The following is a 12,705-nucleotide window of genomic DNA, read 5'->3' as shown; positions in this document are numbered from 1 at the left end:
GCTGGGAGTCTTTTGTTTAACGTTTTAATTGTAGATGCTGTAAAATGTCTGCCGGCTGGTGAGCAATCCAGTCAGGATTATAGCCCATGAGGTCTTTCTCATCACCGAATCCCCAGGTTACCGCTAATTTCTTAATGCCAGTTTCTTGGGCACCAATCATATCAAACTTGGTATCTCCGATAATAACCACTTTTTCTGGCTCCAAGTTATGAGTTGTCAAAGCTTGACGGATGACATCTGCCTTGTGTAGGGCTTGAGGGCTTGAACCATAAATGCCATCAAAGAAGTGGTCAATCCCAAAATTGTTAGTCATGTCAACTGCGGTTGGTGTATTCTTCGTAGTAGTGATATAAAGAGGATAATGCTCAGCTAGTTCTACGAGTAAATCTTTGATATGTGGAAAGAGTTGGGCTTCGTACACACCCTTTTCCTTATAATAAGAACGATAGAGCTGGATGGCTTCCTCTATTTGCTCAGCTGGTAAACAACTAGCAAAGCTGGTTTCTAGTGGGGGACCCATAAAACCTCGAATGGTTTTGGCACCAGGACTAGAAACTCCAAGTTGGTCAAAGGTATAGGTGAAACCATTATGGATACCGATAGAACTATCAACTAGCGTTCCATCTAAGTCAAAAAAGATAGCAGATATAGATGACATTGATTCTCCTCATAATGATGAAATTATTCGCCGAAGATTTCTTTTTGAAGGCGACGACCTGTAGGTGTGGCAGCGAGCCCCCCTTCAGCAGTTTCACGAAAGGCAGTTGGTAAGCTAGATCCTACTTGATACATGGCGTCAATGACCTCATCAACTGGAATTTTTGATTCGATACCAGCCAGAGCCATATCGGCTGCGATGAAGGCAAAACTTGCTCCCATGGCATTCCGCTTGACACAAGGAACTTCAACCAAACCTGCAACGGGGTCACAGATTAGGCCGAGCATGTTTTTGATAACGAAGGCGATAGCCTGGCTCGCTTGATAAGGTGTTCCGCCTGCAGCTAGAGTTAGGGCAGCGGCACTCATGGCTGAAGCTGAACCGACTTCGGCCTGGCAGCCACCTTCGGCTCCCGAGATAGAAGCGTTGTTAGCAATCACGAGTCCAAAAGCACCTGCAGCGAATAAGAAGTCTAGTTGTTGTTCATGAGTTAAATCCAACTTTTGAATAGCAGCAGTGAGAACGGCTGGAAGGCAGCCTGCACTACCAGCAGTAGGTGTTGCACAGACCAGTCCCATCTTGGCATTGTGTTCATTAACGGCGATAGCATTACGGGCTGCAGACAAGACAGTGAAGTCTGATAGGGTCTTTCCTTTTTTGATGTAGTGGTCAAGCTTGGCAGCGTCACCACCTGTCAAACCACTACGAGATTTTTTTTCACTAAGACCAAGCTCAACTGAAGCTTTCATGACTTCAAGGTTGCGCTCCATGAGAAGGAGAACTTCTTCTCGTTCACGACCTGTTAGCTCAAACTCGGTCGTAATCATGAGTTCAGCAACATTTCCTTGAAAATCAAGTTCGGCTTGTTCGACTAATTCTTTGATAGAATAAAACATATTTTCTCCTATTGAAAGAAATTGACATTATGCAAATGAGGAATTTTACGAATCTCTTCGATAGATTCATCACAGTTGCGGCTATCAACTTCAATAATCATAATGGCTTTCTCACCAGCTTTTTCTCGGGTTACATTCATTTGGGCGATGTTAATGTCAAAGCGAGAGAGGGCCTCTGTTACGTGAGCAATCATACCAGGAACATCCTGATGAACGATGATAATGGTAGGAGTGTTCATGTTGAGGGATACGGCAAAGCCATTGAGCTCTGTTACCTGGATATTTCCACCACCGATTGAAATTCCTGTCACACTGATGGTCTTGTGCTCATTCTTAACAGTGATTTTCGTAGTATTTGGGTGAGGGGCGTTACTGTCTTTCTGGATGGTCCAGACAATTTTGATGCCACGCTTGTGGGCAATTTCTAAACTATTTGGAATTTCTGGATCATCTGTGTCCATTCCTAAGATTCCAGCGACCAGGGCGAGATCAGTTCCGTGCCCGCGATAGGTTTTTGCAAAAGAATTAAAAAGCTGGAACTCGACCTCGGTTGGAGTATCGTCAAAGATAGAAGAGACGATTTTACCGATACGAACAGCTCCTGCCGTGTGACTACTAGATGGGCCAATCATGACTGGCCCAATGATATCAAAGACAGATTGAAAACGAAGTGATTGCATCTGTTTCCCCTTAAAAAGATTCTTAACTCTATTATATCAAAGATTAGATGCAAGCGCTCAATTCCATGATAAAATATCTAAACTCCCCATAAAGCCTATAAAATCAAGCCTTTTGTAACAAAAAGAGGCTATTTAAGTGAAATAAAACATAGTCTTGTAACATTTCTACATAAAACCGTCAAGAAACAGTAATAATAGTAGGGTATGATGGAAATATAAGAAAGAAGGAGAATCTTTTAATATGAAATCAACAACTAACAAAATTAAAACAGGACTTGTAGGAGTAGCAGCAGCGCTTGCTTTCCTTGCACCATCACTTACTTTTGCACAAGAAACAACAACTTACACAGTAAAATCAGGTGACACTCTATCAGGAATCGCTGAAAAATACAATACAACTGTTGAAAAATTGGCAGAAAAAAATAAGATTAAAGATATTCATTTGATCTATGTAGACCAAGTATTGGTTATTGATGGTGAAGCACCAGCAACTTCAGCTGCGACAGCAGAAGCTCCAGTAGCAGCACCTGCAGCTACTGAAACAACAACTTATGAAGCGCCAGCAGCAAGCGTAACTGTAGCAGAAGAAACTGTTACTACAGCATCAACTTCAACTGTAAGCGGATCTGAAGCAGAAGCTAAAGAATGGATCGCTCAAAAAGAATCAGGTGGTAGCTACACAGCTACAAACGGACGTTACATCGGACGTTACCAATTGACAGATTCATACTTGAACGGTGACTACTCAGCTGAAAACCAAGAACGTGTAGCAGATGCTTACGTTGCAGGACGTTACGGTTCATGGGCAGCTGCTAAGAACTTCTGGCTTAACAACGGTTGGTACTAAGAACTAACTAGCAGAATAAGATGCAAAAGTCGAGGGATTTCCTCGACTTTTTTATATTTCCTTTGCTTGATAACAGGTCTCTACTTCCTTTTTGAGGTGAGATAGCATTGAGGTTTCATTAGTTAACTCCAGAAGGGAGAAGCCCTTTTGAATAAGATGATCATTACTAGTACAAATACCTATTCGAACATAGGCGATAGCTAAAATATCGTATCTTCTCTTTTTCTTAGCATCCTCTAGTAAGGTGTAGCAGATTTGTTGACAGGTATTTTTATCTTGATTGTACAAGTAAATGGTGGACAGATTGAGTAGGATTGCCATTCGTAATTCATATAAATGTCGATAGTTTTTATATTCTTCCAAGCGCTGCAAGATTTGTTCAGTGATCAGATGGAGGTGTTCAATGGGAAAGCTGAAAAGGATGGTATTGAGGATTTTTAGGTCACTTTCATACCATGTATCTTGTTTTTCAATTTTTTCCCAAAGCTTTTTGACCGTTTGTTTCACTTGGATTGAAAGTTGCCTTGTTCCATGTTGACGGATATAAATGACAATTTCCAGCATATCTCTGATTTCCTCTATAGGGATATCGTGATGAATCTTAAGATAGTCTTGGCATGTTTCAAATAAATTGACTAGACTACTGGTACCAAAGATGGAACTTGTATTGAGATAGGTTTGCATGATTTCTGTTCGCTGGCTCGGTCTATAGAGATGGCAGATGTATTCAAACTCTTCAAAACTCATATTGATTTGACGGAGAAGAAACTCCATGTTTTCATATTTGGGAGTTGCCTTGCCACTTTCAAACTTGGAAAGGCTGGTTCTTGAAAGGCCATTTCCACAGACCTCTTCTTGGGTCAATCCTTTTGACTCACGTATGTCTTTATATACTTTCCCGAAATCATAGCGCATGATTTCCTCCTTTTCGTGAAAAAAGTTAACAGTAAATAGAATTCTATTAAATATATTGTATCATAAGAATATAGAAAGTAAATAAGAGGTATCATGTAGCTAGAAAATAATAGATTGGAGGTTGTTTCAATGCGTAAAAATAAAGATCTATTTCGGGTAATCATTGTCTTTGTGGCAGGGGTTATTTTGATTCTAGCAACCCCAGTGTTATTTAGAGTTGTTATAGAACTACTGTCAAAATAAAATCTGCATTGATTAGATTCATTAGGATTTAAAATCATTACATGAGAGCTTCTGGATAAATTTAATTTGCTGTAAGATTTGCTTATTTCATCAATTTCTTTTAGTTGGAACTCTGATTTGTAATTTACCATATTTATATTCATAGAAATTAAAGTGAATATCATGAGAAGAAAATAAGAAAGGTGATTTTATCTATAGTAGGTAGAATCTAAAAAATAAATTATGATTCATTTAAAATTTTATATCAAATCCGTTCTTTGTTCATTGGTATTTTTTATCCTTTTAATTCTTTTTATTAAAAATATATATTACCCTGCTCTAAAGATAACTATTGAAGTTATTATGACGTTTTCGATAGGTAGTCTTTGTTATGCTATTTTTTGTAAAACAAATCGTGCTGCTTTTCTGCCAATTTCGGTTGTTTTATTTTTGCTGACACTCTATTTGATGGGAGGATAGTATTTTAGCAGGAACTTTGTCAGTTTGCATTTTTCGCTTGGAGAAATTATGACGGTTGAAATTTTAGTGGCTTTAAGTGGAGTAAATTTGCTATCAAGATTTTTCAAAAAAAGAGAAGTCAATAGATTTGCTAGTGGATTATTAAAACGAAAGGTAAAATTGGGATATTTAAAATGAAACATTTTTTTGCAGGAATTGGTGAAGGTCATTTTTTGTTATTTTTATTATATCTAAGCATGTCTATTAGTCCAATAATTGGACTAGTGATTGGACATACTGAAATAAATCCAATAAATTCTATTATTATGGCTCTTGGTATGATATTGGCATTAATTTTGGTATTATCAAGGGTGTATAGAAAATATTTTTATAGAGACGAAGATGACTAAAGTCTTTATCAATAATTGGCTCCATAATATCTATAGGGAATTTACCTACTACAAATATCATAGAGCCCTAAAAAAGAGCCGTTTAAGGCTCTTTTTGTGTGTTTACAATTATAAACATTGGTGTTGAGGGCTTACAAGTTTATGGGACTTCGCCATCTAGATTATTAGTTAGACGAACTGGTTGTATCGTTATTAGACTCTGATTGAGAACCTGAAGAATCAGCAGTTTGACCTCCGGTATTAGCGCCATTATCTCCTCCACTGTTAGCACTATCAGTTGAGTATTGGTCCGTTGCAGGTGCTTGGGAATTAGATATGCTTCCATTTGTTTCTGGATAGCTTTGAATATAGCTACTATCTTCTGAACGGCTGGCTTCTAGTCCGGCATCTCTAGTAGTCGTTTCTGTTTGGGTAGTTTTTTCTTCTTCTTTTTTGGTCAAGACTTCAACTTGTTTTTGGAATTTAGAGATTAGTTCTTGAATTGGTTTTATCTTTTCTTCAAGAGCAACTTGGTCGCTGGCAGCATTAATGTTTTTAATGATGTCTATTATTTTTTGCAAGGAAGTGATGGCTGTCTCAAGTGTTTGTTTATCTTGAAACTGGCTATCAGAATCCTTTATATCTAATTTCAAAGCTTTTTCACTATAATGATTTGTGACTTTCTTGGCAGTAGAAGTAAGAAAGTCTTCTAAGGTCTTTTTGCCTTCATCAGTAGTTGGTTTCAATTCTTGGATTTTTTTCCAATCTTCTATAATGGTTTCAGAATCAATATTGAAGTCTTTAATGGCGTATTTTACTTGTTCGACATCTTGTTGATTTCTTTGTTGTTTGATGAGAGCAACGTTCCCTCTCTCTGCTTGGATTTTTTCTTGATGGAGGACTAAGCCTGTCAAAAGTCCAATACCTGCAATAAGTGTAATAATAAAAATAGTATTTTTTGATTTTAGAATATCTTTGTAGTTGTTCACATTAGTCCTACGCACATGGATGATGGTGTATATATGGAATCATGTGCGCATTCCTCCTTATTAAAGTATATCATTTTTAGTTGATTTTAAAAATAAGTTTTTAAAGAGAATAGAGATTTAGGAATGAATTGATTTCTTTTGTATCCTGATTTTCATGTATTGACAGAAGAGCTTGGTAGATTATCAGCCTCTTCCTTGTCTTCTCTATCTAAGCATGTTATAATGAAAACTGCTCAAACGACCTTCAATCGTTAAGCACACACGACCTTCAATCGTGAATAAACGAATAGATGGGAGACTTACCATGAGTGATAACTCTAAAACACGTGTTGTCGTGGGGATGAGTGGTGGTGTTGATTCGTCGGTGACGGCTCTTCTTCTCAAGGAGCAGGGCTACGATGTGATCGGTATCTTCATGAAGAACTGGGATGATACAGATGAAAACGGCGTCTGTACGGCGACCGAAGACTACAAGGATGTGGCTGCGGTAGCAGATCGGATTGGCATTCCCTACTACTCTGTTAATTTTGAAAAAGAGTACTGGGACCGCGTTTTTGAGTATTTCCTAGCGGAATACCGTGCAGGGCGCACGCCAAATCCAGATGTTATGTGCAACAAGGAAATCAAATTTAAGGCCTTTTTGGACTATGCCATGACATTGGGGGCAGACTATGTGGCGACTGGGCATTATGCTCGAGTAGCGCGTGATGAGGATGGCATCGTTCACATGCTTCGTGGTGTGGACAATGGCAAGGATCAGACTTATTTCCTCAGCCAACTTTCGCAAGAACAACTTCAAAAAACTATGTTCCCCTTGGGACATTTGGAAAAACCTGAAGTTCGCAGACTAGCAGAAGAAGCAGGCCTTGCGACTGCCAAGAAGAAAGACTCGACAGGGATTTGCTTTATCGGAGAAAAGAACTTTAAAAACTTCCTCAGCAACTATCTGCCAGCTCAGCCTGGTCGCATGATGACTGTGGATGGTCGCGATATGGGCGAACATGCAGGCCTTATGTACTATACGATTGGTCAGCGTGGCGGTCTCGGTATCGGTGGGCAACACGGTGGAGACAATGCGCCTTGGTTCGTTGTCGGAAAAGACCTAAGCAAGAATATTCTCTATGTCGGACAAGGTTTCTACCATGATTCGCTCATGTCAACCAGCCTAGAGGCTAGCCAAGTCCACTTTACTCGTGACATGCCAGAGGAATTTACGCTAGAATGCACAGCAAAATTCCGCTACCGTCAGCCTGATTCTAAAGTAACCGTCCATGTCAAAGGAGACAAGGCAGAAGTCATCTTTGCGGAGCCACAGCGTGCGATCACACCAGGTCAGGCAGTTGTCTTTTACGATGGCGAAGAGTGTCTAGGTGGTGGTTTGATTGACAATGCCTACCGCGATGGACAAGTTTGTCAGTACATTTAAGAGTTTCTAAGAGGAATGAGAATGTTTCAGTTTTTTTAGAAAAAAACGGCTAAAAAAGAGAAGTCAATGACTCTCTCTGACTATAAGAAAGAGTATTTGAGGGAGAAAACGACAGAATCGATAGAGGCCTTGTTTAAGGAATTGAAGCAAGCTAAAGTCTGGGTTCCCTTCAATCCTTCTCTGATGGATGGGAGTGACGGACAAGAAGGTGCTCGCCTAAAGCCGGATATTCTGCAAAAGGGAGATGACTACTTTTATCCTTGCTTCTTAGAAATTCAGGACATCCTCAAGGACTATTATGCCCAATTTTCTTGGTTGCAGTTACCTCTTACGGACTGTTTGTTTGCTGCGGAAGGGATGGAGAGTTTTCCTGTGAGAGGGATTGTTCTAGATGCCTTCTCTGACCCAGTTGAGATTGACAAAGGAGCTTTTGAAGCAATTCGCCAATCATAGTACATTTAGATTGACAAATTTTCTCAATTTGCTACAATAATAAAAGCAATAGAAATGATGGTCAAAGCTCATGGATGTTGCAGGCTTTTTTGTCCTGCACTTCTTTGGAGTTTTGACTGTTTTTGTGTCGTTTAAGGGAAAGGACAAAAATGACTCAGCAAGACTTTCGGACAAAAGTAGGAAATACGGTTTTTGGCGTTCGGGCGACAGCTTTGATTGTCCAAAATTGCAAGCTCCTAGTTACCAAAAATAAGGGAAAGTATTACACAATTGGCGGTGCGATTCAAGTTAATGAAAGCACGGAAGATGCGGTAGTCCGTGAAGTGAGGGAAGAACTGGGTGTCAAAGCTCAAGTTGGGCAACTAGCTTTCGTGGTTGAAAATCGTTTTGAACAGGACGGTGTTTTCTATCACAACATCGAGTTTCATTATTTGGTAGACTTGCTTGAGGAGGCCCCATTGACCATGCAGGAAGATGAGAAAAGGCAGCCCTGTGAATGGATTGATTTGGACCAGCTCCAGAATATCCAACTAGTTCCAGCCTTTTTAAAAACAGGCCTGCCAAATTGGGACGGACAATTACGACACATCCATCTTAACGAATAGGAGAGAAAATGATGGTTAAGCTTATTGCCCATGTACTTGTTCATAGTGGTGGTGATTATTTACTCATTCAGCGTTCGGAAATTAAAAGAGGACAACCCAACGTTTATCCGACTTACTGGGATATTCCTGGTGGTGGGGTTGAAAAGGGTGAACTTCCGCGAGATGGAGCTCTTAGAGAATGTATTGAAGAAGCAGGAGTTAGGCTAGACAGCAGTTCGCTCAAACTTCTTCACGAAGATAGTCAACTGGATACCTCTAAGGATACTGTCTTTACTCGCTTAGTTTATAAAGTAGAGTGGGTTGGGGAGAAGCCAATTATCAGATTAGATCCTGAAGAGCATACACACTTTAAATGGGTTACTATGGATCAAGCTCTAGAGGAGGAGAAGATAGTTCCTTATTTACGAGAAATTTTTGAAAGGTTAAGAAATGACTTATAATTTTACTGAAGAATACGATATCATTGTAATCGGTGCGGGGCATGCGGGAGTAGAAGCCTCTCTAGCTGCTAGCCGTATGGGTTGTAAGGTCTTACTTGCGACTATTAACATTGAAATGCTGGCTTTCATGCCTTGTAATCCATCTATCGGTGGCTCTGCCAAGGGGATTGTAGTGCGTGAAGTAGATGCCCTCGGTGGCGAAATGGCCAAGACCATTGACAAGACTTACATCCAGATGAAGATGCTCAACACTGGGAAGGGGCCAGCGGTTCGTGCCCTTCGTGCGCAGGCTGATAAGGAACTTTACTCTAAGGAAATGCGTAAGACGGTTGAAAATCAAGAAAATCTAACCCTTCGTCAGACCATGATTGATGAGATTTTGGTGGAAGATGGCAAGGTTGTCGGTGTTCGTACAGCTACCCATCAAGAGTATGCTGCCAAGGCTGTTATCGTGACCACAGGAACTGCTCTCCGTGGGGAAATCATCATCGGAGATCTTAAGTATTCATCAGGTCCAAACCACAGTCTGGCTTCTATTAACCTAGCTGATAACCTCAAGGAATTGGGACTCGAAATCGGTCGTTTCAAGACAGGAACCCCTCCACGTGTCAAGGCTTCCTCTATCAACTATGATGTGACAGAGATTCAGCCAGGAGATGAAACACCAAATCACTTCTCTTACACTTCACGTGATGAGGACTATGTCAAGGACCAAGTGCCATGCTGGTTGACCTATACCAATGGAACCAGTCATGAGATTATCCAAAACAACCTCCACCGTGCGCCTATGTTTACAGGTGTGGTCAAGGGAGTAGGGCCTCGTTACTGTCCGTCGATTGAGGACAAGATTGTGCGTTTTGCAGACAAGGAACGTCACCAGCTTTTCCTTGAGCCAGAAGGACGAAACACAGAGGAAGTTTATGTCCAGGGACTTTCAACTAGCCTTCCTGAGGATGTCCAGCGTGATCTGGTTCATTCTATCAAAGGTTTGGAAAATGCAGAGATGATGCGAACTGGTTATGCTATCGAGTACGACATGGTCTTGCCGCATCAGTTGCGTGCGACTCTGGAAACCAAGAAAATCTCAGGACTTTTCACAGCTGGTCAGACAAATGGTACATCTGGTTACGAAGAGGCAGCAGGCCAAGGGATTATCGCTGGTATCAATGCGGCTCTGAAAATCCAAGATAAGCCTGAATTGATTTTGAAGCGCAGTGATGGTTATATCGGGGTGATGATTGATGACTTGGTGACCAAGGGAACCATTGAACCTTACCGTCTGTTAACCAGTCGTGCAGAATACCGACTCATTCTCCGTCATGACAATGCTGATATGCGTTTGACAGAGATGGGACGCGAGATTGGCCTTGTGGATGATGAACGCTGGGCTCGTTTTGAAATCAAGAAAAATCAATTTGATAATGAGATGAAGCGCCTAGACAGCATCAAACTCAAGCCAGTCAAGGAAACCAATGTCAAGGTTGAGGAGATGGGCTTTAAACCGTTGACCGATGCAGTGACAGCCAAGGAATTCCTTCGCCGTCCAGAAGTTTCTTACCAAGATGTGGTAGCCTTCATCGGACCAGCTGCAGAGGACTTGGATGACAAGATTATCGAGTTGATTGAAACAGAAATCAAGTACGAAGGCTATATCTCAAAAGCCATGGATCAGGTTGCCAAGATGAAACGCATGGAAGAAAAACGCATTCCAGCCAACATCGACTGGGATGACATTGACTCTATCGCAACCGAAGCCCGCCAGAAGTTCAAACTCATCAATCCAGAAACCATAGGCCAAGCCAGCCGTATTTCGGGAGTAAATCCAGCAGACATTTCTATTTTGATGGTGTATCTGGAAGGTAAAAATCGTAGTATTTCAAAAAATTTAGAAAAGAAAGCTGACTAATTTTAAAAAAACTGAATTCTCTTTGGGGATTCAGTTTTTTTGATAGATTGCTTCTCTTTTTTTCGAATAAAGAGAAAAGGAGAAGAGATGATAACAGTAAAAGAAAAAATTTTTTTAGAAGCCTATAAAAAGGCGTCTTATCACCGTTTTTATGAGATTGAACGCTTCGCTAGTCTCTATAAAAAGCTGAACAAATGTCCTCAGCAGGCTGACAAGAACTAGACTTTTTGATATACTAGAACAAATCAAAATCTAGGAGAGAATGAATGAACGTATATGGTAGATTAGAAGACGAACCAACTCCAACTTGGACTGGAAATCAAGAAAATTCAGCTGGGGGAGAGGAGCGAGAAGAGTTTGAAACACGACAATCTGCTCGCTTACCATTGTTTAAAATCTTAATTTGGAGCACTTTAGCGGTACTTGTATCTGTAGTTCTTCCTTTGGTGCTAGGATTGACCAGTCCAGAGCAGGCTCAGGATTTCTATATTGGATGGGCAATGCACCAAGGAGGAGAAATCTACACAGACTATTTTGGAACGAGTGGTCTCCTCTATTATTTTCTACAGTATCTAGCTAAAGGTAGCCTTTTATTTGCAGCCTTTAATTGGCTTGCTTTAGTGGGCGCTGGAATTTTTCTTTTTCGTTCAACCTATGACTTGACGAAAGAGGACGAGCAGTCGCGACAAGTGTTGACGATTTTTTACCTTCTTGCTGGAGGTCTTAGCTTTGGTGGTGGCTATGCCACAATTCTTGCCCTTCCATTCTTATTCTACGCCCTAAACTTAGTCACAACCTATTTTGCAAAATCTAATCATGACAAAGGTTTCTTGCGTATCGGGATGAGTTTGGCTCTAGCATTTTTCTTCGCCCCTCTAGTCACAACTTTATATGCTCTGGTCTTATTCTTTGCTTTGTTAGCCTTTAATATTGGGCGTGGTTACTGGGCTCGCGGCTTTTATCAATTTCTTGCGGTTGGTCTAGGATTTTCACTCTTCTTTTATCCAATCGGTTACTATACGGCTTATAATGGGAGTTTTGGGAGTGCTATTAGTCAAATTCTCTATCCAATTGATAGTTTGAATTTTATGTCCAACCCTGGTCTGCTAGATAATCTCCTCTTTTATGGATTATTGGCAATCGGTCTTGGAGGATTGACCCTGGTGTTTGCAGGCTTTTTCCAGTCTAAACCAAGCAAGCAATATGTCTTATCGATATTTGCTGCGCTTGCTCTTGTACTATCACTAGGCTTGGAAATTTTCTCTACTGAACCGATCCATGGAAGTCGTCTAGCTGAGTTGCTTCCTTTCATGTCCATTTTGTTGTTGACTCGAATTCGTGCCAATGATGCAGAGGGAGTGAGTCGTCGTAGAAGATATAGCGAAGCTCCTTCAGTATGGGCAATTTTCCTCAAAGGCAATGCTTACCTGCCTATCTTGGCCCTTGTTTACCTATTCTTGGCCCCTTTAGTAGCGCGCTATGTCTTTCACCCAGAACAATATCAAGAACGCGCTCGTATCGAAACTATTGTCAAGGGGCAAACGCAAGCAACAGACCGCATTTATGTGTGGGATGATTCGGCTAGTGTTTATCAGGCTAGCGAACGATTAGCAGCTAGTCCGTTACTAACACCGAAATTACATACAGCTTTATCTGAAAATCGTACTAAACTTGTCAATGATTTACGTGATAACCAGCCTAAAGTGATTGTGGTCAATACCAAAACAGCTCTCTGGACGGAAGTGGAACAGCTTCTGGCAGAAAGTTATCAACCAGTTCAAAGTGAATTCAAAGACTTTAAACTTTACAAATTAAAATAA

Annotated in this window: 15 protein-coding genes; 10 read left to right on the top strand and 5 right to left on the bottom strand. The window is 40.7% G+C overall.

Annotated elements, in window-relative coordinates; all coding sequences use genetic code 11:
• Window positions 1-16 precede the first annotated feature (16 nt).
• Genes HMPREF2805_RS00770 through sdaAB form a run of 3 tightly spaced genes read right to left on the bottom strand, consistent with a single transcriptional unit; the run spans window position 17 to window position 2,234 of the window.
• Window positions 17-658, bottom strand: coding sequence for an HAD hydrolase-like protein (locus HMPREF2805_RS00770; RefSeq protein WP_075231008.1), 642 nt, complete (start codon window positions 656-658; stop codon window positions 17-19).
• 23 nt (window positions 659-681) lie between these two features.
• Window positions 682-1,554, bottom strand: coding sequence for an L-serine ammonia-lyase, iron-sulfur-dependent, subunit alpha (gene sdaAA, locus HMPREF2805_RS00765; protein ID WP_045762454.1), 873 nt, complete (start codon window positions 1,552-1,554; stop codon window positions 682-684).
• A gap of 8 nt (window positions 1,555-1,562) precedes the next feature.
• Window positions 1,563-2,234, bottom strand: a complete 672-nt coding sequence (gene sdaAB, locus HMPREF2805_RS00760) for an L-serine ammonia-lyase, iron-sulfur-dependent subunit beta (RefSeq protein ID WP_001191178.1) — start codon at window positions 2,232-2,234, stop codon at window positions 1,563-1,565.
• 241 nt (window positions 2,235-2,475) lie between these two features.
• Here sdaAB and HMPREF2805_RS00755 point away from each other — a divergent pair, with 241 nt between their 5' ends.
• The gene (locus HMPREF2805_RS00755) at window positions 2,476-3,081 is read left to right on the top strand and encodes an aggregation-promoting factor (protein WP_075231007.1); all 606 of its coding nucleotides are present in this window, start codon (window positions 2,476-2,478) and stop codon (window positions 3,079-3,081) included.
• A gap of 51 nt (window positions 3,082-3,132) precedes the next feature.
• On the opposite strand, the gene HMPREF2805_RS00750 is transcribed toward HMPREF2805_RS00755, so the two are convergent.
• Window positions 3,133-3,996 (bottom strand): helix-turn-helix domain-containing protein, encoded by an 864-nt coding sequence (locus HMPREF2805_RS00750; protein ID WP_075231006.1) that lies wholly within the window; start codon window positions 3,994-3,996, stop codon window positions 3,133-3,135.
• A 750-nt stretch (window positions 3,997-4,746) separates the two neighbouring features.
• Between HMPREF2805_RS00750 and HMPREF2805_RS11425 the strand changes: the two genes are divergently transcribed.
• Together HMPREF2805_RS11425 and HMPREF2805_RS00745 are read left to right on the top strand one after the other, a co-directional pair.
• Window positions 4,747-4,875 (top strand): hypothetical protein, encoded by a 129-nt coding sequence (locus HMPREF2805_RS11425; protein WP_261676122.1) that lies wholly within the window; start codon window positions 4,747-4,749, stop codon window positions 4,873-4,875.
• The gene (locus HMPREF2805_RS00745) at window positions 4,872-5,087 is read left to right on the top strand and encodes a hypothetical protein (protein ID WP_075231005.1); all 216 of its coding nucleotides are present in this window, start codon (window positions 4,872-4,874) and stop codon (window positions 5,085-5,087) included. Before HMPREF2805_RS11425 ends, HMPREF2805_RS00745 begins: the two co-directional genes overlap by 4 nt.
• Window positions 5,088-5,251: 164 nt before the next feature.
• Here the strand turns inward: HMPREF2805_RS00745 and HMPREF2805_RS00740 are convergent, their stop codons facing one another.
• Window positions 5,252-6,055: a hypothetical protein gene (locus tag HMPREF2805_RS00740; protein ID WP_075231004.1), complete on the bottom strand. Its 804-nt coding sequence runs from the start codon at window positions 6,053-6,055 to the stop codon at window positions 5,252-5,254.
• Between the two features lie 304 nt (window positions 6,056-6,359).
• On the opposite strand from HMPREF2805_RS00740, the gene mnmA reads away from it, so the two are divergent.
• From mnmA to HMPREF2805_RS00710, 7 genes are all read left to right on the top strand, one after another.
• On the top strand, window positions 6,360-7,481 hold the full coding sequence (gene mnmA, locus HMPREF2805_RS00735; RefSeq protein WP_075231003.1) for a tRNA 2-thiouridine(34) synthase MnmA: 1,122 nt from the start codon (window positions 6,360-6,362) through the stop codon (window positions 7,479-7,481).
• 66 nt (window positions 7,482-7,547) lie between these two features.
• Window positions 7,548-7,934: an SseB family protein gene (locus HMPREF2805_RS00730; RefSeq protein WP_261676120.1), complete on the top strand. Its 387-nt coding sequence runs from the start codon at window positions 7,548-7,550 to the stop codon at window positions 7,932-7,934.
• Between the two features lie 149 nt (window positions 7,935-8,083).
• Complete coding sequence (locus HMPREF2805_RS00725; protein ID WP_075231002.1) at window positions 8,084-8,539, top strand: NUDIX hydrolase; 456 nt, start codon at window positions 8,084-8,086, stop codon at window positions 8,537-8,539.
• Window positions 8,540-8,547: 8 nt separating this feature from the next.
• On the top strand, window positions 8,548-8,979 hold the full coding sequence (locus HMPREF2805_RS00720; RefSeq protein ID WP_075231001.1) for an NUDIX hydrolase: 432 nt from the start codon (window positions 8,548-8,550) through the stop codon (window positions 8,977-8,979).
• Entirely contained in the window at window positions 8,969-10,885 is a 1,917-nt protein-coding gene (gene mnmG / locus HMPREF2805_RS00715; RefSeq protein ID WP_075231000.1) for a tRNA uridine-5-carboxymethylaminomethyl(34) synthesis enzyme MnmG, read from the top strand. The genes HMPREF2805_RS00720 and mnmG overlap by 11 nt, the downstream gene beginning before the upstream one ends.
• Before the next feature lie 87 nt (window positions 10,886-10,972).
• Complete coding sequence (locus HMPREF2805_RS11420; RefSeq protein WP_261676119.1) at window positions 10,973-11,107, top strand: hypothetical protein; 135 nt, start codon at window positions 10,973-10,975, stop codon at window positions 11,105-11,107.
• A gap of 44 nt (window positions 11,108-11,151) precedes the next feature.
• A complete protein-coding gene (locus tag HMPREF2805_RS00710; RefSeq protein WP_075230999.1) occupies window positions 11,152-12,705 on the top strand; it encodes a damage-inducible protein CinA in 1,554 nt (517 codons plus the stop codon).

The sequence above is a fragment of the Streptococcus sp. HMSC034E03 genome, from assembly GCF_001811505.1.
Taxonomy (GTDB): domain Bacteria; phylum Bacillota; class Bacilli; order Lactobacillales; family Streptococcaceae; genus Streptococcus.
The sequence above is the reverse complement of the archived record's forward strand: the minus strand, read 5'-3'. Positions and strand labels throughout refer to the sequence as shown.

What these genes read in the sequence shown, in the direction of transcription:
- HMPREF2805_RS00710 (WP_075230999.1), top strand. Translation starts at nt 11,152, where the DNA reads ATGAACGTATATGGTAGATTAGAAGACGAACCAACTCCAACTTGGACT.
- sdaAA (WP_045762454.1), bottom strand. Translation starts at nt 1,554, where the DNA reads ATGTTTTATTCTATCAAAGAATTAGTCGAACAAGCCGAACTTGATTTT.
- HMPREF2805_RS11425 (WP_261676122.1), top strand. Translation starts at nt 4,747, where the DNA reads ATGACGGTTGAAATTTTAGTGGCTTTAAGTGGAGTAAATTTGCTATCA.
- HMPREF2805_RS00745 (WP_075231005.1), top strand. Translation starts at nt 4,872, where the DNA reads ATGAAACATTTTTTTGCAGGAATTGGTGAAGGTCATTTTTTGTTATTT.
- HMPREF2805_RS00750 (WP_075231006.1), bottom strand. Translation starts at nt 3,996, where the DNA reads ATGCGCTATGATTTCGGGAAAGTATATAAAGACATACGTGAGTCAAAA.
- HMPREF2805_RS00755 (WP_075231007.1), top strand. Translation starts at nt 2,476, where the DNA reads ATGAAATCAACAACTAACAAAATTAAAACAGGACTTGTAGGAGTAGCA.
- HMPREF2805_RS00730 (WP_261676120.1), top strand. Translation starts at nt 7,548, where the DNA reads ATGACTCTCTCTGACTATAAGAAAGAGTATTTGAGGGAGAAAACGACA.
- HMPREF2805_RS00720 (WP_075231001.1), top strand. Translation starts at nt 8,548, where the DNA reads ATGATGGTTAAGCTTATTGCCCATGTACTTGTTCATAGTGGTGGTGAT.
- HMPREF2805_RS00725 (WP_075231002.1), top strand. Translation starts at nt 8,084, where the DNA reads ATGACTCAGCAAGACTTTCGGACAAAAGTAGGAAATACGGTTTTTGGC.
- mnmG (WP_075231000.1), top strand. Translation starts at nt 8,969, where the DNA reads ATGACTTATAATTTTACTGAAGAATACGATATCATTGTAATCGGTGCG.
- sdaAB (WP_001191178.1), bottom strand. Translation starts at nt 2,234, where the DNA reads ATGCAATCACTTCGTTTTCAATCTGTCTTTGATATCATTGGGCCAGTC.
- HMPREF2805_RS11420 (WP_261676119.1), top strand. Translation starts at nt 10,973, where the DNA reads ATGATAACAGTAAAAGAAAAAATTTTTTTAGAAGCCTATAAAAAGGCG.
- HMPREF2805_RS00770 (WP_075231008.1), bottom strand. Translation starts at nt 658, where the DNA reads ATGTCATCTATATCTGCTATCTTTTTTGACTTAGATGGAACGCTAGTT.
- mnmA (WP_075231003.1), top strand. Translation starts at nt 6,360, where the DNA reads ATGAGTGATAACTCTAAAACACGTGTTGTCGTGGGGATGAGTGGTGGT.